We start from the raw sequence: 23,840 nt of genomic DNA on the forward strand, positions 1-23,840 counted from the left end.
AGCAGATTACCAGTCATTGTACCATCACTGAACCTATATATTTAAAAATGAAGAAGATTTTATTACTGGCCGGGGCCCTGGCAGCAGCTATTACTATGTTCGCTCAGGAAGCTCCTTCCCAGGAAAAAGAGAAAGGAAAAGTCACCTTTTCCGGCTATGCCGAAGCATACTACAGTTATGATCTGAACAATCCGGCCAATCATACCAAACCGGGATTTCTGTACAACTTCAACCGTCATAATGAACTGAACCTGAACCTGGCGATGGTAAAGGCCAACTACAGCTCCGACCGGATACGTGCCAACGTTGGCTTGATGGCGGGAACCTATCCACAATACAATCTCGCCGCAGAACCCACGCTCATGCAATATGTATATGAAGCCAACGTAGGTATTCGTATAGGCAAAAACGTTTGGCTTGATGCGGGTGTGATGCCTGCGCACATCGGCTTCGAAAGCGCTATCGGAAAAGATTGTCCTACGCTTACCCGGAGCATGCTGGCAGAGAATTCCCCTTACTATGAAACCGGTGCAAAAGTAACCTGGACACCTAACGACAAATGGTCTTTTGCCGCCATGTACCTGAACGGATGGCAGCGGATAAAGAAAGTGGATGGTAATCAGACTCCTGCTTTTGGTACCCAGATCACCTTCAAGCCAACGGATAAAATATTGTTGAACTGGAGTACCTATATCGGTAATGATCTCCCGGACAGCATACGCCAGATGCGCTATTTTAATAATGTTTATGGTACCTTTAGTATAACAGATAAATTCAGTTTAATCGGCGGACTAGACTACGGATTACAACAGAAAGCCAAAGGTTCATCCGACTTCAACAGCTGGTATAGTCCTATTGTGATAGCCCGGTATGCGTTTACAGATAAATTCGCCATGGCAGGCCGTGTGGAGTATTATAACGATGAACATGGCGTAGTGATCAACAGCGGTACGCCAAACGGTTTTCAGACCACCGGCTACTCCCTGAACCTCGATTTTACACCGGTAGATCATGTGATGTTCCGGCTGGAGGGCAGAACATTTAACGGGAAAGACAAAACATTTATAAAAGGAACAGAAGTGAAAAATACCAGTACCGCTATCACTGCTTCGCTGGCAGTATGGTTCTAATGAAATAATGATGGCAGATAAAGAACAGTCCGTACAGCATTTCCTGAACCTGGCCAATCGTGCCGGAAGAGGTAAGTTTAAAATCTACATCGGCATGAGTGCCGGTGTAGGTAAAACTTACCGCATGTTGCAGGAAGCACATGCCATGTTAAGAAATGGGGTGAATATCCAGATCGGGTATATCGAAACCCATGGGCGCACAGAAACACATGCCCTGCTGGATGGATTGCCCCAGATACCGCGCCGGCAGGTATTCTACAAAGGCAAGATGCTGGAAGAAATGGACCTTTCCACCATCCTGCTGTTGTCGCCGGATTGGGTAGTGGTAGATGAACTCGCGCACAGTAATATCCCCGGCTCAAAAAATGAAAAGCGCTGGCAGGATGTGGTGGATCTGCTGAACGCAGGGATCAATATTATTTCTGCGGTGAACATTCAGCATATTGAAAGCATTAACCTGGAAGTAAAGTCCATTACTGGTGTAGAAGTACAGGAACGCATTCCTGACCTGGTGCTGCAAATGGCCGATGAGGTAGTAAACATCGATCTCACCGCCGATGAGCTGATCACGCGTTTGAAAGAAGGCAAGATCTATGACCGTTCCAAAGTAGAGAGCGCCCTCAGTAATTTTTTTCAGGCCGATAAAATTCTACAGCTGCGGGAGCTGGCGTTGAAAGAAGTGACTACTCAAGTGGAGAGGAAGGTTGAAACTGAGATCCCGCGTAATTTGCAGATGCGGCATGAAAGTTTCCTGGCTTGTATTTCCACCAACGACGAAGTAGCGCGGAAAGTGATCCGTAAAACAGCCCGACTGGCCGCTTACTATCATGCCGATTGGTTTGTGCTGTATGTGCAAACGCCTGGCGAGAGTGCGGATAAAATAGCCCTGGCTGCCCAACGTCATCTTATTAATAACCTGAAACTGGCTACAGAACTGGGTGCAGAAGTAATACAGGAACATAACGCCAAAGTTTCAGAAGCGATCATTAACATTGCATTGGAGAAAAGGGTCACCACTATTTGTATGGGAAAACCGCATATCAGTCTTTTCCGTATCATTTTGCGTACGAATGTGTTTAACCAGTTGCTGAAAACACTTTCTGCGAACGATATTGACATTATCATATTATCATGAGTACGTTCAGAATAAAAACAAAGATCACGCTCGGCGTATTGTTCCTCTACATCATGCTATTGGTGGTGAGTATACTGGGCTATTACTATCTGAACCGCCTGAACGAAAAGGCGAAATTTATCCTGAAGGATAACTATGAATCGCTGGAGTATTCCAAGAATATGCTGGTGGCTTTGGAAGACCTGCCCGCCCACCGTGCAGCGGCGATGCAAACATTTTCCCTTAACCTCAGCAGGCAACAGGCCAACGTAACGGAGCGGGGAGAAAAAGATGCGACTGCAGCAGTAGCCCGCATCTTTGTGTTGTTACAGAAAGATTCTACAGTAGATGTCAGCGCGATTAAAAAGAACATCTATACCATTATGGATCTTAACATGGCAGCGATTGTGGGGAAGAATGAAAAGGTAAAGAAAACGGCAGATAACGCCCTGCTTTATATTGCTATCATCAGCGGACTGTGTTTCGTACTCGGCTTTACCTTTGTGTATAATTTCCCGGGGTATATCGCCAACCCTATCCATGCGCTCACAGAAGGGATCAAAGGCATTGCCAACAAGCAATACAGCAAACGGTTGTACTTCAAAACCGGTGATGAATTCGGCGATCTGGCTACAGCTTTTAATACCATGGCACAGCGGCTCGATGAATATGAGCATAGCAACCTGGCGCGGATTATGTTTGAAAAACAACGTGCAGAAGCCGTGATCAGCAGTCTGAAAGATGCTACCATCGGGTTTGACGTCAATAACATTATCCTGTTTGCTAATACCCCTGCTTTGCAGTTGCTCAATATACCCGAAAAAGAACTGATCGGACAGGCAGCCGGCGATATTTCCAAGCGCAACGACCTGCTGCGTTTCCTGATTAATACCGCCGAAACAGCACCACTCAAAATAGTGGTCGATGGCAAAGAGTGTTTCTTTACCCGTGAAACAACGGATATAAAACATGAAGAAAAGCGTATAGGCTACGTCGTTATTCTGAGAAATATTACCACTTTCAAAGAACAGGATATTGCCAAAACACACTTTATCGCCACCATTTCACATGAACTGAAAACGCCGCTGGCCGCATCTGACTTCAGTATCAAGTTACTGGAAGATGAAAGGACCGGCACGCTTAGTACCGAGCAAAAAGAATTGGTGGACAGTCTTAAACAGGACAACCGGCGCATGATCAAAATTGTGAGTGAATTGCTGGACCTGTCGCAGGTAGAAAGCGGAAATATACAGCTGCAGCCACAACCCGTGGCGGCGTTGAATATTGTGCAATACGCCATGGATACCGTACAAAAACAGGCCGCACAACGGGAAATTAACATCCGCACCCAGGTGTCGGATACCTTACCTAAAGTATTGGCGGATGTGGAGAAGACTGCGTGGGTGCTGGTAAACCTGCTCACCAATGCGATCCGTTATTCTGCGCATGGATCAGCCATTGATCTAACGGTAACGCCTACTGGCACAGAGATGCTGTCTTTTGTAGTACAGGATTATGGAAAAGGTATCCCGGAAGCCTTCCGGGGCAAAATCTTTGAACGTTTTTTCCAGGTACCCGGTATGAAAGGACAGGGAAATGGGCTGGGACTGGCTATTTCAAAGGAATTTATAGAGGCGCAGGGCGGCATTATCGGTGTGAATAGCGAAGAAGGAAAAGGCAGCCAGTTTTATTTCACATTGCCGGAAGCATAATAAATTATTTTTCTCCTTCTATTTCGTTGATGTGCGCTTTGATAAGGTGTACATGTTTAAAATAGATATCAGTTATTTCCCTGAGCCTGACGGGAATGGTATCAAGATTTTCTTCCCGCCGCGTATCCCGCTCAATGGTATGGGCTACGTCGGAGGCATATTGCATCCCTGCCATGTTCAGGTTGAATTTCATCTGGTGAGCCAGCATAAATAATGGTTCCCAGTTTTTTTCTTCCAGTAACCGTTTCATTTCGGTAAATTTTGCGGGTACACTGTCCAGCAATTCTTCCAGCAGTATTTTCACATGTTCCCGTTCGCCGGACATCATGCCGTAAACACTTGAAAAATTGAGTTCTGTGAGTGACGAAGTGGGATCTTCTTCCGCAAGAGGAGGATGCAGGACAGGCTGCTCTCCTACTCCTCTTAGAATTTTATGAAAGAGGTCTGCGCGTTCAAAAGGCTTGGAGACATATTCATTCATCCCCGCCTGCAGGCAGCGTTCTTTTTCTCCTTTAAGGGCGGAGGCGGTCATGGCGATCATATAGGTTTGTATACCTTTCTGACGGATGGCCTGGGTGGTCTGGTAGCCGTCCATTCCGGGCATTTGTATATCCATGATGATGCAGTCGTATGATTTGTAATCCAGCATTTCGAGTGCTGATTTTCCGCTGTTCACGACATCAGTTCTGGCGCCGGCATTGCGGAGTGTATGAAATACAACCTGTTGGTTGATATCGTCGTCTTCCACTACCAGTATAGTTTTTCCTTGCAGTGGTTTATCGCTGTGGTGCAGGTGTCCTTTGTCATCGTTACCAGTAATAGCCGCGTTGTTGCGTACAAAAGGCAATTCAAAATAGAAGGTGGCACCTTCATTCAGGCGACTGTCTACCCGTATAAAGCCCTGTTGCAGGGTGATCAGTTCGCGTGTGATGGCAAGTCCCAGTCCGGTACCTCCAAATTTGCGGGTATTGTCGGCATGGGTTTGAGAGAAGCTCTGGAAGATCAGCTCATGTTGCGACGGATCGATGCCGATACCGGTATCTTTTATTTCGAAACCCAGTTGAAGTGTGGACGTTTCTTTATTTTCCTTTACCAGCGATACTTTCACCGTAATTTTTCCCGTGGGGGTGAATTTGATCGCATTTTCCACGAGGTTGGTAAGGATCTGGATCAGTCTTGTTTCATCGCCCAGCAGATATGCAGGGATATTGTTGTCGATTTCATCGAAGAAGGATAAGTCTTTTTGTTGCGCCTGCAGTTTTAGGGGGAACAGGGCGTTGTCTATCAGTTCATAGATATCGAACGGTTCTTGTAGCAGCAGGAGTTTGCCGGCTTTTATTTTGGAGAAGTCGAGGATTTCGTTGATGATGACCAGTAGCCGGTTGGCGGAAGTTTTGATGGCGCTGGTATATTCGAGTTGAAGGGATGATAGCTGGCTTTGCTGCATCAGGAGGTTTGTCATGCCGATGATACCGTTCATGGGCGTACGAATTTCGTGGCTCATATTGGCCAGGAACATTTCCTGTGCATTAATCGCTTCCTGTGCGAGGTTATTGGCATTCTCCACCGCGGTGATGTAATTCGTTTTTTCGGTGAAATCCTGTCCTATTCCGCAGATGCCGATCATTTCGCCTTCCGCATTGCGCAGGGGGAATTTTGTAATGAGAAAATGATAAACTTTACCGTTTACGGTATAGCTTTCCTCCGATTTCACGCGGGTACCGGTAACTGCTACCTGTCGGTCCATTTCGGTGTAACGGTGTACCCAGTCGTAGGGCAGTTCGGCATCTGTTTTACCGATAATATCTTTTTTATCTCCTTCATGGATGTCGGAGAAGCGGTTATTGATCAGCAGGTATCTGCCGGGCATATCTTTGATAAACATCATCGAAGGCATAAAATCGAGGATAGCGTCGAGGCGTTTCTGGAGGTATAGTACCTGGTCTTCGCTGCGTTTTTCCTTATCGATATCCCGGACGATGCTTTGAAATTCTTTCACCTGGCCATCTTCACCGTAGATCAGGGTGACCATTTGTTCCACCCATTTTTTGGCGCCTGATTTTGTAATAATTTCAAACTCCTGGAAGGTGTAGTCGTCGCGGGTTTTCACCTGGTTGCTGTAAAATGTATCCAGTCTTTGAAAGGTTTCATCATCGAGGAAGAGCGAGTAATGTTTGCCGATCAGTTCAGTATTCGTGTATCCGGTCATATCGGAAGCGCGTTTGCTGACAGCCGTGAAAATGCCATCCAGCCGCGATTTATAGAGGATCAGTTCTGTTTCTTCGGCCAGGCGCATGAAAGATTGTTCTCTTTTGTATAGTTGGTTGGCGCGGCTTTTCAGTTTTTTAAACAGCCGGTAAATGTAGCGTGATTCGCCGAGTAGCAGCACCAGCGTAAAGAGGCTGATGATGATGGTAGTCCAGAAAGAGTAGAGGGTGTAGGTATTATCTTTCCCGATGCGGGTGGCCAGTTTTGCCTGGTTTTCATGCAGGAAGTCCGTCACGCCTTTGCGGATGCTGTCTCTTAGCTGGGAGTTGAGGGGAGCGGTAATCATTTGCCTTGCCAGGGCGGGGTTTGCCGGGGCTGTTTCCAGGATCTGCTGTGTATAATTAATTTTTTTCCGGAGGATGTGATGATAATCGGTCAGTATTTTTTGTGCGGCTGTATCACCGGGCATACTGGCTATTACGGTGGTCAGGAGGTGAAGGATGCTATCCGGTAGCTGTGCGGTTCCTGCCGGAAGGCCGGATTGATCCATGAGCAGCATATCGCGGATACTGTTGGTATAATTGTTTTCCAGCAGGGCTATCAGTCTGACTTTATCATTCAGTGCGTTGGTCTGTATAATTGTTTCGGAGGCGCTTTTACTTCTTTTCTGCACCATCCATGCGTAGTAGCTAAACCCAATGAGCGCCATCAATACCGCCAGGATTAATGCCAGAACTGTATTTAGGATTTTTTTCATGCGAAGATTTTCAACGACTCATTAAAAGCTTTGGCAGGGGTTATGGCCTTAATGATGGATTATTTATTCAAATTAGGATATTTTGCGCCAATATTGTTATTCATCTTGTTCAATATCCGGAGGGGGCATCAGGAAAAGATTATAGTGGTCAATATCTGTTTTTCTGTTACTTTCGGCCTGTCGATGTATTATCTGGTGAATGTTTTTGCAATATTTTAACCAATTGGGTTACAATCATTCCATTATATTTGCCTAATATTCTTTTTCCTAAGTATGTATAATATATGAAGAAAATAATTTTTACCCTTGGTCTGATAGCTGTTTCTATTGGAGTTTTTGCACAGGATGGCGGCTCACCGATGAATAAAGCGGTTAATAAAGTTACCCATTCCAATGACTTTTTGATGATACAGTTGTCGTACGATGGCTGGGCAGGTGCGCCTGACAGTATTAAAAGCGGCCTTAACAGGGGTTTTAATGTTGCCCTGATGTATGACTTCCCGTTCAAGAAATCCAAAATGAGTCTGGCGGCGGGTTTAGGTGTCAGCACCAGTGGTGTTTATCTGAAAGATCACTATATGGACATACAGGGAAAGCTGAATCCTAACCAGGTATCTTTCCCGACCACGAACGCTAAGAAGAGCAAAGTGGCCACTACTTACCTGGAAATTCCTATTGAATTACGGTATCGCAGTGTGCCGGACAATGCCAACAAAGGTTTCAAAGCCGCTATTGGTGTGAAAGTAGGTGCCCTGGTAGACGCACATACGAAATTGAAATACACCGGCGCCAATGGCAGCAAGGATATTGATAAAGATGCCAACAGGGGATTCTTTAATCCATGGCGCTTTTCTGCAACAGCCCGTGTAGGTTATGGTAACTTCGCCCTGTTTGGTGCGTATTCCCTGAATCCATTGCTGAAAGACAATAACAGCAATAATCTGGATATCAGACCTTACTCTATCGGTATTGCTTTAAGCGGATTGTAATCGCCTCCGGGCTTTATATAAGAAAACGGCCATGGTTTCTACACCATGGCCGTTTTTATTTTTGTGAGATGATATTATGAACGGGGCGCCACTGGCGCCCCGTATTATTTATCGGTTATTCGCCCTTGAACACCGGCTTCCTTTTTTCGAGGAAAGCCTGTATCCCTTCTGCGTTATCGGCCGAGTTGCCGGCAATATCCTGGCAATAGGCTTCATACTCGAGTACTTCATCGAGGTTATCGGTCATGCCTTTGGTCAGCATTTTCTTCATCAGTGCAATGGCCTTCGTAGGTGCGGCAGCGTAGTAGGCGGCTTCCGTCTGCACGGCGGCATCCAGTTCAGCTGCGGGTACTACTTTGTTGACCAGTCCCAGTTTCAGTGCTTCCGCCGCAGGAATCTTGCTGGCTTTGGTGGCCAGTTCAAAGGCGCGGTGGTAGCCTACGGTGCGGGGCAGGAAATACGAGGAGCCCGAATCCAGCACCAGTGCGATATTCACAAATATTTCTATCATGGTGGCTTCTTCGCTGGCAATGATCAGGTCGCAGGCCAGTGCGATGGAGCAGCCCGCGCCGGCCGCTACGCCATTGAGCCGGCAGATTACCGGTTTAGGCATATTGCGGATGGCGCGTATAATCGGATTATAGCGTTTGCGCAGCGATTCGCTCAGGTCGCGTTTCCCGGACTCCATAGATGCCTTGAGGTCCTGACCACTGCTGAATGCTTTCCCGGCGCCTGTCAGCACTACCACTCTCACTGCCGGATCTTTTTCTGCCGTTTTCAATGCGTCCTGCAGTTCATAGCTGAGTGGGTCATTGAAGGCGTTGTATACTTCAGGTCTGTTTAAAGTGATGGTCGCAATGCCATCCTGGATATCCAATAATAAAGCAGCCATGGTAATGTGGTTAATAGTGAATTACAGGGTTTCTTTCAGCCAGTTAAAGAACTCACGCTGCCATGCGAGGGCATTCTGTGGTTTCAGTACCCAGTGGTTTTCTTCCGGGAAATAGAGCAGTTTGCTTTTGATCCCTTTCAGTTGTGCCAGCTGGAAGGCCTGTAAGCCCTGCTCGATAGGTACGCGGAAGTCGATACCGCCCTGGATAATGAGGATAGGCGTATTCCATTTATTGGCGTATTCACTTGGATTGAAATGCTTGTAGGCATTGGCATTCGCCGGATCCCAGTAAGCGCCGATGTCCCAGTTGGCGAACCACAGTTCTTCGGTGGTACCGTACCAGCTTTTCAGGTCAAACAAGCCATCATGCGCGATAAAGCTTTTGAAGCGGTTTTCATGAACGCCGGCCAGCATATACACGGAGTAGCCGCCGTAACTGGCGCCTACCGCCCCGAGGCGGGATTTATCTACATAACTTTCTTTGCTCACATCATCAATGGCGCTCAGGTAATCTTTGATCGGCTGACCGCCCCAGTCTTTACTGATGGAAGCGTTCCATTCTACGCCATGACCCGGCATGCCTCTTCTGTTGGGCGCTACCACGATGTACCCCTGGGAAGCCATCAGCTGGAAGTTCCAGCGGTAGGAATAAAACTGGGAAACAGCCGACTGAGGGCCGCCCTGGCAGTACAGCAGGGTTGGATATTTTTTAGCAGGATCAAAGTCCGGCGGGAAGATCACCCAGGTGAGCATATCTTTTCCGTCGGTTGTTTTTACCCAGCGTTTTTCAATTTTGCACATGCCTATTTTATCGTAGCTGGCTTTGTTGACACTGGTAAGCGGTGTTACAGCGCCTTTTTGCAGGTCTACGGTAAACAGTTCTGCGGCATGATTCATATCCGTGCGGGATACTACGAGGGTATTGCCGGATTGGGCCAGCATATCGTTGATATCAAAATCGCCGGTGGTCACCTGGCGTATATGCTTCTCCGTTGTTTGTGCGATATTTTTCTGCAGGGAAATTTCCAGCAGCTGTTCGGTACCTTTTATCACAGCGAGGAAGTAGATCTTTTTGCCGTCGTTGCTGAAGCGGGAAGAAGCGGCGGTGCCATCCCAGCCTTTGGTGAGGTTGGTGATAGTGCCGGTAGCGCGGTCCATGATGATCACATCATTTTTATCTGCTTCGTAGCCGTCGCGGGCCATGCTTAACCAGGTGAGGTATTTGCCGTCGGGGCTGAAGGTGGGTGATACATCGTAGCCCATCATTCCTTGTGACAGGTTGCGGGTGGCTTTGGTATCGAGATTATATTCGTAGATGTCGGTATTGGTGCTGATAGCGTACTCTTTCCCGTATTTCTTTTTACAAACATAGATCACGCTCTTTCCGTCCTGGCTCCAGATCATGTCTTCAGGGCCACCGGAGGGCATCTGCGGACAATCATACGGTTCTTCCGCCATGATATCTATGGGAGTGCCTACTTCGCCATTGTTATACGTGGCATAGAACACATGTGAGAAATTGCCATCTTCCCAGGTATCCCAGTGGCGGTAGTTGAGGTTATCATAGATCTGTACGTTGGATTTGGTGAGATCTGGGTAATGATCGCTGCCGGAGATCTTTTTTACTTTTACTTCTTTCGAAAACAGGATATGTTTTCCATCGGGGGAAATGCGGATATTCTGCATACCGCCGTCTACATTGGTTTTCTGCACCGGATTGGAGCCATCGGTATTCATTTCATACCATTGTCCTTTCAGGGAAAAGCCAATTTTATTACCGGGTAAAACGGCTACATCGCCCTCTGCTCCTGGTGTTTGGGTCAGTTGCTTTGGAGTGCCGCCTGCCAGTGGGATCGCGTATAGGTTTTTTTCGCCTTTATTTTCTGCTATATTGATCTGAGATACGCCATAGATAACGGTTTTGCCGTCAGCACTCAGCGCCTCTCCACTTACCCGACCCAGTTGCCATAGCAATTCGGGTGTCATCTTATCCTGGGCTACTGCCATAGTTGATATTAATAGTCCTGTCAGTAAAAAAGGTTTATACATGATATCGAAAGGTTGTTTTGGATCGGGTAAATGTAGGAAGAAATGGCTTAGCGAGTAAATTCTCTGTAAATTTGCTCCAAATTCTGAAATAACTTGATTGAGAAGAAACAAGTCGTACAAAAAGAGGAAAGAGCCGTCATTGTTGGTGTGATCACCAAGGACCAGACAGAGCGCCAGGTAAATGAGTTCCTGGACGAGCTGATGTTCCTGGCAGAAACCGCAGGGGCTCTGGCCGTTAAGCGCTTTACCCAACGCCTGGCACACCCCGACAGGGCCACTTTTGTAGGTAAAGGTAAGCTGGAAGAAATCCATCAGTATATTGCTGGCAGGGATATATCACTGGTTATATTTGATGATGAGCTGACCGGCTCACAGATCGCCAATATAGAAAAGGTATTGAAGGTAAAAGTGATTGACCGCAGTGACCTGATCCTGGACATATTTGCCCGTCGTGCCCGCACGGCCCAGGCGAGAGTGCAGGTGGAGTTGGCCCAGTATCAATACATCCTGCCACGTTTGCGTGGTATGTGGAGTCACCTGGAAAGACAGGGAGGTGGTATTGGTAGCAGGGGACCTGGTGAAACGGAAATTGAAACGGACCGTCGTATCGTAAAGGATAAAATTGCGCTGCTGCGCAAAAGGCTGGAAGATATCGACCGCCAATCCCTTACCCAGCGCCAGGAACGCGGCGAATTTATCCGGGTAGCCCTGGTAGGATATACCAACGTGGGCAAAAGCACTATCATGAACCTGCTCAGCAAAAGTGAGGTGTTTGCAGAAAACAAACTGTTTGCAACTCTGGATACTACCACCCGTAAGGTTGTGTTTGAGCAGACTCCTTTCCTGCTCAGCGATACCGTAGGATTTATCCGTAAACTGCCGCATCACCTGGTGGAAAGCTTCAAATCCACGCTGGACGAAGTACGCGAAAGCGATATCCTGATTCATGTGGTAGATATTTCCCATCCGCAGTATGAAGAGCAGATTGAAGTAGTAAACCGCACCCTGCAGGAGTTGAAAGCGTTTGAGAAACCCACCATCCTGATCTTTAATAAAATGGATCTGTATGAGGCCAACACTTTTGATAAATGGCTGGAGCCGGAAATTAAAACGGATATTCTGAATAACCTGAAACAACACTGGGAAACGAAGTCCCAGGGAAACTGTGTATTCATTTCTGCATTGGAAAAAAGGAATATCGAAGAACTACGTAAAACCATCCTGGACAAGGTTTCTCAACTGTATAAGGACCGTTTTCCGTATAAAACCGAATTCTTCTACTAATGGCCAAAGAATACTCCTGGTATAAATTGGAAGAGGGCCGCTTGCCCTTTGCAGAGAAAGAAATCAGTGTGATAGAAGTGAATGGGAAAAAGATTTGCTGCACCCTGCACCAGGGGCAGCTTTTCGCTTTTGCATATAAGTGTCCGCATGCCGGTGGCATTATGGCCGATGGGGTAATAGATGCCGCCGGTAATGTGGTATGTCCATTGCACCGGTATAAGTTCAGTTTAAAGAACGGGTACAACAGCAGCGGGGAAGGATATTACCTCAAAACCTATCCCATAGATCAGCGTGAAGACGGCCCGTGGCTGGGCATGGAGAAAAGCGGATGGTTCTGGTAACCCAGTTATTTTTCTGTTAAGAGTGACCGTCGTATTTGAAGTAACCGGTATATGCCTGTAACTTTTCATCATGCTGACTACAACTGGAACACGCTCATTTGTTCTCTCTGAAAAACAAGTATGGCTGCTCATTACCGCTATGGTAGTATTATTGCAGTTCAGTGCCTTGTTCGTACCTATCCTGGAACCCGACGGTGCGCTTTATGCCGGAATCGCCAAAACGATGGTGCTTAAACATGACTACTGGAACCTCTATGCCGATGGTCATGACTGGCTCGATAAGCCCCATTTCCCTTTCTGGATGGCTGCCATCAGTTTCCAGCTTTTCGGAATCCATACCTGGTCGTATAAATTGCCCGCCATCCTGTTCCTGTTGATGGGGGCCTGGTATACCTATCGTTTTGCCCTTGCACTATACGACGAAAAAGTAGCCCGCTGGGCGGTTTGTATTTTACTTACAGCCGAACACCTGGTTATTTCCAATAATGATGTGCGTGCAGAGCCTTATCTCACCGGGTTGATCATTGCCGCCGTCTATTATTTTTATCGCCGGGGAATCCTCCTGGGAGCCTTTTTTACGGCCTGCGCCATTATGACGAAGGGTTTGTTTGCATTAGTGCCTGTTTGCGCCGCTATTGGCGGCCATTTGCTGTTTACACGCAACTGGAAGGAAGTGTTGCACCTGCGCTGGTTGCTGGCCGCCTTATTGATTGCCCTCTTTATTACCCCGGAATTATATTCGCTATATCAGCAGTTTGATGCACATCCGGAGAAAATAGTGTTTGGTACCACCGGCGTATCCGGCCTGCGCTTTTTCTTCTGGGACAGCCAGTTTGGACGATTCATGAATACCGGTCCCATTAAAGGTAGTGGTGATCCGTTTTTCTTTTTCCATACGCTGCTATGGGCGTTTCTGCCCTGGTCTGTAATGTTGTACGCAGCCGTGATCCTTTTTATCCGGAGATGGAAACAGCAAAAGGAGTATTACTGTATCTGCGCCGCCCTGGCCACTTTTGCCCTGTTTTCGCTTTCCCGGTTCCAGCTCCCCCACTACCTGAATATTATCTTTCCTTTTTTTGCCATCCTGACAGCGCAGTATATTTTATCGCTGCAAACGGAAAAGGGATTGAAATTTTTCCGGATCACCCAGTACACCATCATCATACTGGTAGCAGTAGCAGGTGTGGTAATTGATCTTTTATACAAGCCAGCCATGCACTACGCCTGGTTATTGCTTGCGGGAGCCCTGCTGCTGCTGTATCTGCTCCTGCACTACTGGCTGGATAAATCCACCAGGCAGGCCGTATTTTACCGCACCATCGCCATCAGCATCCTGCTGAATTTGTACCTGAATACGATCCTTTATCCTGATATGATGCAGTACCAGAGCGGAAGTACAGCCGCTGCTTACGCCAATGCCCATCTTCCGGGCAAGCCCATTGGTTTGTACCAGGCAAATTCCTATGCGTTCGATTTTTATCTGCAGGCGCCGGTATTACGACCGGATTCCGCCACAGGCCTCATTTTTACCACACCGGAAGCGGTAGCTTCCCTGCAGCAACAGGGATATACCTGTACTGTTATTCAATCTTTTCCTCATTTCTATGTGAGTAAACTGGATCTGCCATTTGTCCGAAAAGCGACGCGGGCGGGTGCTTTGGGGGAACGTGAACTGGTGTCAGTAAAAAAGTGATTTTTGAAATGCGCTGTGGTATTGAGTTATAGCCCGTTTTGAAAAGTTTTTTATAAAAAAATGAAATAAGATTTTGCAAAAATGAAAATTTACCTATTTTTGCAATCCCAAATCGCGTAAGCGGCACGGGAAACACTCCTCCTTAGCTCAGTTGGTTAGAGCATCTGACTGTTAATCAGAGGGTCGCTGGTTCAAGTCCAGCAGGGGGAGCGAAAAGAAATAGCTTAGCAATTTTGCTAAGCTATTTTTGTTTTTGGAACATGCCAAGCTACTTAAACTATATGCTTTTAGATATAGTTGTCGGGATATGCGCTATTCTATATCTAAATACATATAAAACCAATTCTCAGTGATAATGGAGAAAAACTCATCGCCCCAATGTTTTCGTCTCCGGATCATACATCAACAACCGTTTTCGCTGTGTCAGTATCTCCATATATTTTCCTTTAGCCTCTTTACTTAAAAAGCTACGTTGCACCAAGGCTTGTGCGTCAGGTATTTTGCGGACGATTTTATCGATTATCTGCCGGGCGATCGCCTCAGGGATCCCCGCTTTCCGTGCAAACACAATAAAGGATTCTCCGGTATACATGCCCACATCATAATAGGTGGCCTCGTCATAGTCTCCTTCATAGAGGCCGTTGTGAAGCCCGAGATGATTATCGTCGAGATGCAATTTTGTGCACAACAGGTCGTATGCCGGTGAAAGGATATAATCACCCTGTTGGGTTTCCATCAGGGAAAAGTTTTTCAGATGAGCGTCTCCGTTAGCAATCAGGTAGTTTACGATTAATAGCTGGAAGAACTCCATCAGTACAACCGGGACTGCCACTGTATATTGTTTGATCAGATTTGCGATATCGAGATAAGAGGCGTTGTATTTGAAATTGAGACCTTCTCTTTCCGGTGATTTGCCCATCAGCGTAGCGAAATCTTCCAGCTGGTAGTTGCCTGTGCCATCGGGTTTGTAATCGAAGCGTTTGGTTAAATAGGCAGGTGATCCATCTTCAAAAAATATCATACCACATGCTGCTGTGTTGATGTTAAATACCTGTTTGGCGATCTGCATACTTAGATGTTCATTGGCAGGCAGATCTTTTAATCTTTCCAAGCGCTCATTGGGTATAGGTTTCAGGATGTGAGTCCCTCCCCTGTCAGTTAGTATGAGACTGTTTTTTTCCTGGCGTAAACTATATTTTTCCTGTACACCACTGATGCTGATATGTTTTCTTTTCTCGTTGTATTCTCTTGTAAGGATTGCATTTTTTCCCGGAGGGCCAAACGGCAGTATATGTGAAATTTTCCTGGCGCGGCTGCCAAATAGATTCGCCGCTGCCATCGGACTATAGGTAGTAAATCCAGGCCGGAGCGTTGAAGGGCAAACGTTAATTGCTGGCAGACGCATGATCTTCTTTTATAGTTAATGGACCGATATGATCGCCACCAGCGGTGGCTAACAAAAGTCCGAAGTAGTCGTTTTCATCAACTCTTAACAGCCGGTTTTGTATAGCCTTGTTAGCCCCCTCACTTAAGAGGTTTACAAAGACCGGGAAAAGTATATCACTTTCGTAAGGGGGTTCGCGAAGGGGAAGCGTGATACTGACCGGCCGGCTAGTAGTATCAGCCAGGTATTGTTTATCATACACAAAACGATATCTGTTTTCGTTTTTAGACAGATATCCTGCTAATTTACTATTGTAAAAAACCTGCACTGTTTTCATTATCCAGCTGTTTTAATAACAGATCAATATGCAAACCCAATGGATCGGTAAGTTGTACCAGTGTTTGTAAGGAAGGATTACCTTTACCCTGCTCCACCAACTGGATTGTACGGGTGCTGACACCCGATAGCGCTGCCAGTTGTGTCTGCAACAGGCCAAGTAATTCGCGGCGTTGCTGTATCTTTTTCCCCAATTCAATAACCTCGGTGCGCATTATCCTTCGCTTTTATGTGAAATTACAGGAAAAGTATCAAAATATCAATAAAAAGCGCAGTATATTTTGCTTTTATATGATTTAAACGAAAATCGAAGGTTATTTCGTATCGGAAAAGACAAATCTACAGCCAATTCAGGATAACCTCCCCCTGATAATCCCCAATATCCCCTCATTCTCAATAATCACCATCCCCTGCTTATCCGCCGTAATCCCCTTTGTTAACTGATAAGTATACCTCGGCACATTTCCCTCCATCACCGTAGGCAGGTACACAAATTCAAAATTGCCGGTCGTAGCGCGAAGCGCCTCTCCTACTTCTGTGATATGCGTAGAAATCATAAAGAAGCAGGTATCTGTTTCGGAAAAAGCCTGTGTAATAGAAAGTGTAGCATCGTAGGCATCTTTTACATTCGTGCCTTTAAATAGTTCATCGAAGATGACAAAGATATCTTTGCCGGCAGCTACTTCTTCGGCTACCTTTTTTACCCGCAGCACTTCTGCATAAAAATGGCTGTAGCCAAGATCAATGTTATCGGGAACGTTGATGGAGGTGTAAAGACCATCTTTCACGGAAAAGGTCATGCTGCTGGCGGCAACAGGAAATCCCATGTGTGCGAGATATACGTTGATGCCGAAAGACTTCATCAGCGTAGATTTACCCGCCATATTAGCACCGGTCAGGAAAATCACATTGCTTTGCTGGCTCATCGATAAATCATTACCCACGGCGTTTTCCAGGGCAGGGTGATAAAGCCCGTTTATATGTAAGCAGTTTTGTTCTTTGGAAAGAGCGGTGGCATAAGAAAAACCACGTTTAGCCGCTACCTGTGATACTGCGATATACACATCCAGCTGAAATATCGCTTCCATTAATTCCTGCATGGCGCTGTGTAGCACATTTTTCAACAGGTAGTCGTATCGGGTCAGTTGGAGGAGGGAAAGCACTTTCACAGACCGTTGCGATAGGAGCACTTGCAATTGCGGCCGACTGAAAATAGCCATCATCCGTTCCCTGGTTTTGCAGTAGGGATTATTCTCTACAGGTAGTGTTTGAAGGAAATCGTGGAAAATGCCCAGCAGGTGAATGGTTTGAATCACCTCTGCCTGCAGCAGTTCTACCTCTTTACTGTTGGCAACAACTTTTAAAATCTTCTTATAAACAATGGATGTTCCTGTTTCTATAAAATTTTTTTGCTGCGCAGCAGCAAGATAGTTTTCTACGATCGAAAAATTTTCCGGAGAAAAAGGGAAAGCAACGGGATGTGCAGAAAAATATTGAAGAATACTGCTACGTTCATTGATCAATACGTGATCTGTTAATGGATTTTTGAACAGCTGCTCCATTAACTTCCTTCCACCAGTGGTAACTACCTCGTTAAAAAGACGGGCAATCGAATTGTTTTTATATCGATCCAGGAGATTCAGATCTTCCAGGGTCTGTTTATCGGCGTAAAAACTCATGTGGTAGTGGTTTTTTTTTTCTGCTCCTGATGATTTCCAGTATGCGTTCGTTGTTGATAATGATCATGCCGTGGCGATCGGCGGTGATGCCAGCTGCCAGCTGGTAGGTATATTTCGGTGTATTTCCTTCCATGATGGTGGGGAGATACACAAAGTTGATATTAGCGCATCGCTCTTTAAGTACATCTCCGGCTTCAATGATATGCGTGGAGATCACAAACATGCAGTTCTTTTTTTCTGCGAAAGCCTCCGTAATTGCGATAGTACCTTCATATGCATCTTTCACATTGGTGCCTCTGAAAAGTTCGTCAAAAATGACAAAGATATTTTTCTCAGCACTCAGTTCTTTCGCTACTTTTTTCACTCTTAATACTTCGGCGTAAAAGTGACTGTTACCGGAACTAAGATCATCGGGCAGGTTGATGGTGGTGTAGATGCCATCCCTTACAGCAAATTCCATTTTCTCCGCTGCTACCGGAAAACCGAGATGCGCTACGTAAAGTGCAATGCCCAATGATTTCATGAAGGTAGATTTACCCGCCATATTGGCCCCCGTCAGAAAGATGATATTTTGTTCCGGTGTAATCTGAATGTTATTGGCTTTTGCATTTTTAACCAGCGGATGATATACCTGTTGCAGGTGTACGGTATGATCATTTTTTGGCAACGCCACAGGAAATACGAACCTGTTTTGTGTGGCTACTTTAGCAACAGACATGTATACATCCAGCCGATATATATGTCCAAGGATATCGGTGATCCTTTCCCTGATCTGGAACCGGAAAAGCCCGTCCAGTTGCACCGCCCTTTCATAGGGCATTTTGCCGGAGGTATCCTGCATGGCTTCGTGAAGTGCCTCGTTGTTCAGCAGTTCCGCGATCATTTCCGCTTCTGCATGATAATAGCTATCGGAACCGATTTCTTTTAGAAAGCGAAACAGGTCATTGCAGATGTCAAGTATCGCGGCAATACCTTTTGAGATGGATTTATAATCGCCATCGGCAGCAATCAGCTGGTTGAATTTTCTTTCCAGGTTGTTGTTATCCATGGTCAGCCGTGTGCGCGGATCGGTCATTCCCATATAGATTTCAGCGCTGCTCAGGTGTTCCGTTCTGATGGGAAACGGCCGGTTCAACGCGCTGAAATATTGGATGGTGGCACTCCTGTTATTGATGGCGGCAGCATCATACAGCGGGTAGAGAAACATTTTTTCCAACAGCGCTGCTCCACCACTGGTACTGGTATTATTATAAATACTGAAGATGGATGCTTTGCCAGGCTTACCAAAGATATTCAGGTCATCCAGCGTTTGCTTATCTGTTTTAAAACTCATCTTGGGTAGGAATGATGTGAATCAATGAGAGGCTTCCCAAAAAAGGAAGCCTCCGCTAATGGTTGGTATTTAATTGCTGCGTCTTCTGAACAGCACAATGATGCCTGCCAGCACTATAAGCGCCGGGAGAACGAATTTGACAATAATATTGATCACCGAAATCTGTTCTTTCGAAACATTTAAATCGGTATCCTTAGATTCCGGACGATCGTATGGAATCGGGAAGTTGCCATTGGTAAGCCATCTGAACAACAGGTCTACACTGAATTGTCTTTCGCGCACTGCTTTTGTTTCCTTACTGAATTCCACATTGCTGATATAATCGGCATCGCCGGAAACGATGATGCGTTGTTCTTTGTTATTGATCTTTCTTTTCATCGTCACAGAAACGGGGAATACACCTTTTTCATCACCCGCAATGTCATTGAATACCAGCGATGCTGCGTTTTCATCAAGTGGAGCTACTTTATTCCATCCGTTGGCAGGACTTTGCAACAACGGCTGCACCTCAAACGGACCCGCGTTACTATAGGCCAGGGCGGCGGCGCCATTCAATACCACACTTCTTTTTGCTTCCTGGATCATGGCTACGTTCTGATCAATGCCGGTGGCCTGTGTGGCGTATACAGATGCAATCTGATCTTTGGCCAGGTCTTTATCCGGATTCACCAGCATACCGGGTTTCACCTGGATATTTAAGGCTGCTAAAACCGGGTTGATGATGGCTTGCCGGCCTGGATTAGTGGTGATCAGCATATTACCCCCTTCGTTGATATATTGTTTTAGCTTCTGCAATGCAGTATCGCTAAAAGAAACGGTTGGATCGGCCAATACGAGGATATCCACCTTTGAAGGGATGGCTTGTTGCTCCAGGTTGATAGTATCTACTGAAAAGCCCTGATTGATCATGGCGCCCCTGCGGGTTCTGGTAGCCAGGATGTCTGTATAGGCACGGTCATTTTTATCAGTGATGCCGGCTTCATTATTACCAGATACGAATAAAATACGCGGAGCATCGCCGGTTAAGCGCTTTAATGCGGCCATCCATTCACGTTCAAACGGGTATGGACCGTATTCATCGTTAGTGTAGAAACGGAGGAAAGTGCTTTTACCATTGTATTCCAGCTTTCTTACCTGGAAATATCCTTCCGGACGCAGATCAATTAATTTATCTATCTGTTCAGCTGGCATAAAATCTTTTATATCAAGATCACTTGACAGCGCTACTTTTTCTGCCAGTTCATGGATGTTTTTGATGCCCTGGAAATTCGGATTCCATTTGGTAACGGATAAATTGGAGTCGGTTACTTCATGATAATAATATACGTATTCATTTTCTATACCTGGAATAAAACGGCGGTACATACTCTGAGATTCCAGATCCCCATTGCGGAATACCGGTAACAATGCGTACGGATTGGGTGCCAGTATATTCACATAGGTCGTTATTTTCAGCTTGCCGTTTATCTTTTTAGCAATTTCCTGGCTGGGCTCAGAAATAGTCATCTGCTTTCCGGCAGACAAATCCAGGTAACCGGTGAGTGATGGACGGGAGGTAAGATAGCCTGCAATCAACACAACAACGATCAATGCAATATAGCGCCCAGTCTTTACCTTCCAGGTTTTCAGCTCACGCTGATTTTTCAGATAGAGTACACTCAGCGATAAAAATAAACTGATGATGATGATATAGTAGGCAACATCTTTAGAAGAAATTAGTCCTGTAATCATGCTGTCTGTTCTTCCGGAGATGGAAAGGAAATAAGTCAGGTCACGTATAAAATCGGTGCCCTGTCCCACTGAACCTATAAACCGTAACGCAGAGAATACAGCCAGTGTTGCAATAGCTGCTACAATCTGATAATTTGTGAGGCAGGACATGAACAGGCCGATGGCGGCATAAGTGCAGATCAGCAGGAATAACCCGAATAATCCGGAGGTAAGCATCCCGGCATCTGCATCTTTAATGGAGTACACGCCTAGCGCTGCAAACAACCCCAGGATAGCCATGAAGGCCAGTCCCAGTGCTACCATAGCCAGGTATTTACCCAGGATGATCTGCCTTAGTTTTACCGGCGACGACAACAGCAATTTAATGGAACCACTGCTGGTTTCCCGGCTCATAATGCCCATCGTTAAAATAGGTAGGTATAGATATAATGTTTGCTGTATGCTCACAAATAATCCCGCCGGCATGCCGAATATATTCCGGGTAATTTCACCAGCGGAGCCTGGTCTGAGCGACAGCGCATTCCGGTAGCCTTGCAGTGCCTCAATAAAGTTCATGCTGCACAGCACCAGGAATATAGGCAGTACTAACCATACTACCGGGGAGTAAATCAGAATGCTCAGCTCTAGTTTGGCAATTTTAAATATCTTTCTCATTGCGTGCTTTATCGTTTTGATTTGTTGGATAATTGCGCGAAAACTTCATCCAGTGAAGTTCTCTCCTGTATCAGTTCCGTTAATTCCCACCCGCGTTGTACAGCAGCAGTGATGAGGCGTTTGGGCACATCCTTGTCGGTAGCGAATTGTAAGCGGATGCTTCTGTCGCTCAGGAATTCCACACGGTTGATACCCGGGAAGGCCATCAGTTCTTCTTCACCAGGCGGATTATCCATCATTACCAGCATGGTATCCGGCATCACGTAGTTGTTGAAAGCCTCCATAGTGTCGGCAAATACCATCTGGCCGCTTTCTATCATTTTGATGTCTTTACAGATGGCCTGTACTTCTGAAAGTATGTGTGTAGAGAAGATAACGGCCCGTTCTTCTCCTATTTCCCGGATCAGTTTCCGTACCTCCAGTATCTGGTTGGGATCGAGGCCATTGGTGGGTTCATCGAGTACCACCAGTTTCGGTTTGTGTATGATGGCCTGGGCAATACCGGCACGCTGGCGGTAACCACCGGACAGGTTTCTTAATAGCCTGTTGGAGAAGTGCGTCAGACCACATTTTTCCATCACTTCTTTCACCGCATTTTTTACCTGTGACGGCGCAATATCCCGGATGCTGGCGCAATAGGTAAGATATTCCTCTACGGTCAGTTCCAGGTGAAGCGGTGCATTCTGGGGCAGGAAGCCGAGCCGTTTTTTGGCTTCTTCCGGTTTTTCCCTGAGATTGATGCCATCAATGTAAACATTGCCTTCTGTTTGGTTCAGTACCCCGCAAAGGATGTTCATCGTGGTGGATTTGCCGGCTCCGTTGGAGCCCAGTAATCCGAGTATGCCCACTTTGTCGATCTCAAAACTTATATCACGTATGGCCCAGTCGCGGGTGTACCGGTGTGACAGATTTTCAATTTTTACAATGTTCTGCTTCATGATGATAGTATATAACTTGTCCTGTGGGAATAGCCGTTATAGCTATTCCCATAGGTATTAGTCAGAAAAACAGGTGAGTGATCAGGGATTGTCTACCATGTCGGGGTGTGCCGACAGATAAGTTCCCGGTAATTTTAATGTAAGTCGTTCTGGTGTGAGTGTAAACGTTTTGCTAACGGCACCGTCTACACCGTAAAGAATATGTTTCGGTGCAGGCTGACCTGCAAATACCGGATCGGCCGACAGGCGGCGCATATCAAACCAGCGGTAGCCTTCTCCTGCAAATTCACGGATACGTTCTTCGATAATGAATTTTATCAATGCGGTACGGTCGCTGGCGATGTTCGCCGGAACGGATGCATCTGCGGCCGGCATCCTGTTGTTACGTAATACTTCCACATCGGATTTTGCGCCGGTGAGGTCGTTGGCCCTGGCGCGGGATTCCGCCCTGAGCAGATATAACTCTCCGAGTTGCATACCGATACGGGAAAAAGTAACGCCATACTTTCTTAACCGCTCCTGCTGGCCCGGCGCCACCGGTATCGGGTTTTGATTTTTTTGCAGGTTGGTAAAGAAAAGAAGGCGCAGGTCAGATGATTTATATAAGGCAACGGTTTGCGGCGTGATGGTCATAAAGTCATTCGCATAGCCATTTCCGTTATAACCTCCTGCGTAAGACATCTTTGCTACCACTGATTCTGTTAAGTCAGTGATACTGTTGAATGGCAGGCTGGGGCCGGATTGTGGGTTGATTGGCAGGAAAGCACCACCAGCAGCGAGCGTCTGGTTATAATCGTATAACTTCGGAGTCTTGCTCATCCGGGCAATATCACTAAAGGCATCGTTGAACATTTTCAGCGCTTCGTCGTTTTTACCCATGAACAGGTACACTTTGCCAAGCAGGGCTTCTGCAGCGGCTTTCGACATACGGGTAGCAAGAGGTGGCTGAATACTCAGGTTCGGAATCGCGGTTGTGAGGTCGTTGATAATCGCATCGTACGACTGCTGTACCGTGCCGCGTTTAAAATCGGTATTAGTGGCATCCGGTACGGTGATTACCGGGAAGCCCGGATCAGAGGCGGCGGTTCCGGCATTGTATGGTTTGGTGAAATAATTCACCAGCTGGAAATTCACAAAGGCGCGGGTAGCTTTGGCCTGTGATTGTATATCCAGTTTTTGTGCAGTAGTCCCACCGGTTGCATTATTAACGTTGTTAATAATGAGATTCAGACTATACAGATCGCTCAATGCGCTGGATAAAAAGACAGGCTTATCACTGCTGCTGCCCATTTGTGTAGATGGCAGGAATATATTGGCTTCCCATTGGAAAAATAACTGCCCCTGTTGCATACTGCTGCCATTATAGGCGGTACCTTCTGCGGATATTTCATCTCCCATGAGCATGGCGGGTTGCCATATGCCTGTCTGGTAATAATAGTATCCTGAATAATTCATCAGCTGATCATAATCCTCGTAAGTGGTAGGAATCAGAAATCCCTTTGGTGTTACATCAAGAAAGCTCTTCTTGCAGGATACCACCGCTGCTGAAAGCAGCAGGATTAAGATGACTTTAACGTGAATAAATTTTCGCATGTCTAGTATGATTTATTACGTTT

18 protein-coding genes and 1 tRNA gene are annotated in these 23,840 nt (G+C 46.3%); 8 read left to right on the plus strand and 11 right to left on the minus strand.

Features of this window, described 5'->3' with window-relative positions:
• Positions 1-47 precede the first annotated feature (47 nt).
• From BMW79_RS04060 to BMW79_RS04070, 3 genes are read left to right on the plus strand one after another with little or no spacing between them, the layout of a single operon-like run.
• Complete coding sequence (locus tag BMW79_RS04060) at positions 48-1,130, plus strand: porin (RefSeq protein WP_089890913.1); 1,083 nt, start codon at positions 48-50, stop codon at positions 1,128-1,130.
• 10 nt (positions 1,131-1,140) lie between these two features.
• Positions 1,141-2,265, plus strand: a complete 1,125-nt coding sequence (locus BMW79_RS04065; RefSeq protein WP_089896772.1) for a histidine kinase — start codon at positions 1,141-1,143, stop codon at positions 2,263-2,265.
• Entirely contained in the window at positions 2,262-3,956 is a 1,695-nt protein-coding gene (locus BMW79_RS04070; protein ID WP_089890916.1) for a HAMP domain-containing sensor histidine kinase, read from the plus strand. The genes BMW79_RS04065 and BMW79_RS04070 overlap by 4 nt, the downstream gene beginning before the upstream one ends.
• A 4-nt stretch (positions 3,957-3,960) precedes the next feature.
• Here BMW79_RS04070 and BMW79_RS04075 read toward each other — a convergent pair whose 3' ends face one another.
• Positions 3,961-6,921: a hybrid sensor histidine kinase/response regulator gene (locus tag BMW79_RS04075; protein ID WP_089890918.1), complete on the minus strand. Its 2,961-nt coding sequence runs from the start codon at positions 6,919-6,921 to the stop codon at positions 3,961-3,963.
• A gap of 284 nt (positions 6,922-7,205) precedes the next feature.
• On the opposite strand from BMW79_RS04075, the gene BMW79_RS04080 reads away from it, so the two are divergent.
• Complete coding sequence (locus BMW79_RS04080) at positions 7,206-7,910, plus strand: porin family protein (RefSeq protein ID WP_089890921.1); 705 nt, start codon at positions 7,206-7,208, stop codon at positions 7,908-7,910.
• A gap of 115 nt (positions 7,911-8,025) precedes the next feature.
• On the opposite strand, the gene BMW79_RS04085 is transcribed toward BMW79_RS04080, so the two are convergent.
• Together BMW79_RS04085 and BMW79_RS04090 are read right to left on the minus strand one after the other, a co-directional pair.
• Positions 8,026-8,802: an enoyl-CoA hydratase-related protein gene (locus BMW79_RS04085; RefSeq protein WP_089890924.1), complete on the minus strand. Its 777-nt coding sequence runs from the start codon at positions 8,800-8,802 to the stop codon at positions 8,026-8,028.
• A gap of 21 nt (positions 8,803-8,823) precedes the next feature.
• Complete coding sequence (locus tag BMW79_RS04090; RefSeq protein WP_245752373.1) at positions 8,824-10,809, minus strand: S9 family peptidase; 1,986 nt, start codon at positions 10,807-10,809, stop codon at positions 8,824-8,826.
• A gap of 135 nt (positions 10,810-10,944) precedes the next feature.
• On the opposite strand from BMW79_RS04090, the gene hflX reads away from it, so the two are divergent.
• The 4 genes from hflX (at position 10,945) to BMW79_RS04110 (ending at position 14,379) form a co-directional block, all read left to right on the plus strand.
• Positions 10,945-12,135, plus strand: coding sequence for a GTPase HflX (gene hflX, locus BMW79_RS04095; RefSeq protein WP_089890930.1), 1,191 nt, complete (start codon positions 10,945-10,947; stop codon positions 12,133-12,135).
• Positions 12,135-12,476 carry a Rieske (2Fe-2S) protein gene (locus BMW79_RS04100; RefSeq protein WP_089890931.1) on the plus strand — a complete coding sequence of 114 codons (342 nt, stop codon included), beginning with the start codon at positions 12,135-12,137 and terminating at the stop codon, positions 12,474-12,476. Before hflX ends, BMW79_RS04100 begins: the two co-directional genes overlap by 1 nt.
• A gap of 70 nt (positions 12,477-12,546) precedes the next feature.
• Complete coding sequence (locus tag BMW79_RS04105; RefSeq protein ID WP_177192033.1) at positions 12,547-14,169, plus strand: ArnT family glycosyltransferase; 1,623 nt, start codon at positions 12,547-12,549, stop codon at positions 14,167-14,169.
• Positions 14,170-14,305: 136 nt separating this feature from the next.
• Positions 14,306-14,379, plus strand: a tRNA-Asn gene (locus tag BMW79_RS04110).
• A 157-nt stretch (positions 14,380-14,536) separates the two neighbouring features.
• Here BMW79_RS04110 and BMW79_RS04115 read toward each other — a convergent pair.
• The 8 genes from BMW79_RS04115 to BMW79_RS04150 all read right to left on the minus strand — a co-directional run bounded on the left by BMW79_RS04115 (position 14,537) and on the right by BMW79_RS04150 (position 23,817).
• Positions 14,537-15,574, minus strand: a complete 1,038-nt coding sequence (locus tag BMW79_RS04115; RefSeq protein ID WP_089890932.1) for a HipA domain-containing protein — start codon at positions 15,572-15,574, stop codon at positions 14,537-14,539.
• Complete coding sequence (locus BMW79_RS04120; protein WP_089890935.1) at positions 15,555-15,890, minus strand: HipA N-terminal domain-containing protein; 336 nt, start codon at positions 15,888-15,890, stop codon at positions 15,555-15,557. The genes BMW79_RS04115 and BMW79_RS04120 overlap by 20 nt, the downstream gene beginning before the upstream one ends.
• On the minus strand, positions 15,862-16,104 hold the full coding sequence (locus BMW79_RS04125; RefSeq protein ID WP_089890938.1) for a helix-turn-helix domain-containing protein: 243 nt from the start codon (positions 16,102-16,104) through the stop codon (positions 15,862-15,864). Before BMW79_RS04125 ends, BMW79_RS04120 begins: the two co-directional genes overlap by 29 nt.
• A 135-nt stretch (positions 16,105-16,239) precedes the next feature.
• Positions 16,240-17,568, minus strand: a complete 1,329-nt coding sequence (locus BMW79_RS04130; RefSeq protein ID WP_089890939.1) for a MutS-related protein — start codon at positions 17,566-17,568, stop codon at positions 16,240-16,242.
• The gene (locus BMW79_RS04135) at positions 17,549-18,901 is read right to left on the minus strand and encodes a MutS-related protein (RefSeq protein ID WP_089890941.1); all 1,353 of its coding nucleotides are present in this window, start codon (positions 18,899-18,901) and stop codon (positions 17,549-17,551) included. The genes BMW79_RS04130 and BMW79_RS04135 overlap by 20 nt, the downstream gene beginning before the upstream one ends.
• A 69-nt stretch (positions 18,902-18,970) precedes the next feature.
• The gene (locus BMW79_RS04140; RefSeq protein WP_089890944.1) at positions 18,971-21,286 is read right to left on the minus strand and encodes a Gldg family protein; all 2,316 of its coding nucleotides are present in this window, start codon (positions 21,284-21,286) and stop codon (positions 18,971-18,973) included.
• Positions 21,287-21,294: 8 nt separating this feature from the next.
• Entirely contained in the window at positions 21,295-22,224 is a 930-nt protein-coding gene (locus BMW79_RS04145; protein WP_089890949.1) for an ABC transporter ATP-binding protein, read from the minus strand.
• Positions 22,225-22,305: 81 nt separating this feature from the next.
• On the minus strand, positions 22,306-23,817 hold the full coding sequence (locus tag BMW79_RS04150; RefSeq protein ID WP_089890951.1) for a RagB/SusD family nutrient uptake outer membrane protein: 1,512 nt from the start codon (positions 23,815-23,817) through the stop codon (positions 22,306-22,308).
• Between the last annotated feature and the right edge of the window lie 23 nt (positions 23,818-23,840).

The organism is Chitinophaga arvensicola, from assembly GCF_900110835.1.
Taxonomy (GTDB): Bacteria; Bacteroidota; Bacteroidia; order Chitinophagales; family Chitinophagaceae; genus Chitinophaga; species Chitinophaga arvensicola.

Excerpts from the sequence above, each read along its gene's own strand:
- BMW79_RS04090 (WP_245752373.1), bottom strand. The coding sequence starts at position 10,809 with ATGGCAGTAGCCCAGGATAAGATGACACCCGAATTGCTATGGCAACTG.
- BMW79_RS04075 (WP_089890918.1), bottom strand. The coding sequence starts at position 6,921 with ATGAAAAAAATCCTAAATACAGTTCTGGCATTAATCCTGGCGGTATTG.
- BMW79_RS04065 (WP_089896772.1), top strand. The coding sequence starts at position 1,141 with ATGGCAGATAAAGAACAGTCCGTACAGCATTTCCTGAACCTGGCCAAT.
- BMW79_RS04145 (WP_089890949.1), bottom strand. The coding sequence starts at position 22,224 with ATGAAGCAGAACATTGTAAAAATTGAAAATCTGTCACACCGGTACACC.
- BMW79_RS04080 (WP_089890921.1), top strand. The coding sequence starts at position 7,206 with ATGAAGAAAATAATTTTTACCCTTGGTCTGATAGCTGTTTCTATTGGA.
- BMW79_RS04105 (WP_177192033.1), top strand. The coding sequence starts at position 12,547 with ATGCTGACTACAACTGGAACACGCTCATTTGTTCTCTCTGAAAAACAA.
- BMW79_RS04060 (WP_089890913.1), top strand. The coding sequence starts at position 48 with ATGAAGAAGATTTTATTACTGGCCGGGGCCCTGGCAGCAGCTATTACT.
- BMW79_RS04085 (WP_089890924.1), bottom strand. The coding sequence starts at position 8,802 with ATGGCTGCTTTATTATTGGATATCCAGGATGGCATTGCGACCATCACT.
- BMW79_RS04125 (WP_089890938.1), bottom strand. The coding sequence starts at position 16,104 with ATGCGCACCGAGGTTATTGAATTGGGGAAAAAGATACAGCAACGCCGC.
- BMW79_RS04140 (WP_089890944.1), bottom strand. The coding sequence starts at position 21,286 with ATGAGAAAGATATTTAAAATTGCCAAACTAGAGCTGAGCATTCTGATT.
- BMW79_RS04135 (WP_089890941.1), bottom strand. The coding sequence starts at position 18,901 with ATGAGTTTTAAAACAGATAAGCAAACGCTGGATGACCTGAATATCTTT.
- BMW79_RS04070 (WP_089890916.1), top strand. The coding sequence starts at position 2,262 with ATGAGTACGTTCAGAATAAAAACAAAGATCACGCTCGGCGTATTGTTC.
- BMW79_RS04150 (WP_089890951.1), bottom strand. The coding sequence starts at position 23,817 with ATGCGAAAATTTATTCACGTTAAAGTCATCTTAATCCTGCTGCTTTCA.
- BMW79_RS04120 (WP_089890935.1), bottom strand. The coding sequence starts at position 15,890 with ATGAAAACAGTGCAGGTTTTTTACAATAGTAAATTAGCAGGATATCTG.
- BMW79_RS04100 (WP_089890931.1), top strand. The coding sequence starts at position 12,135 with ATGGCCAAAGAATACTCCTGGTATAAATTGGAAGAGGGCCGCTTGCCC.
- BMW79_RS04130 (WP_089890939.1), bottom strand. The coding sequence starts at position 17,568 with ATGAGTTTTTACGCCGATAAACAGACCCTGGAAGATCTGAATCTCCTG.
- BMW79_RS04115 (WP_089890932.1), bottom strand. The coding sequence starts at position 15,574 with ATGCGTCTGCCAGCAATTAACGTTTGCCCTTCAACGCTCCGGCCTGGA.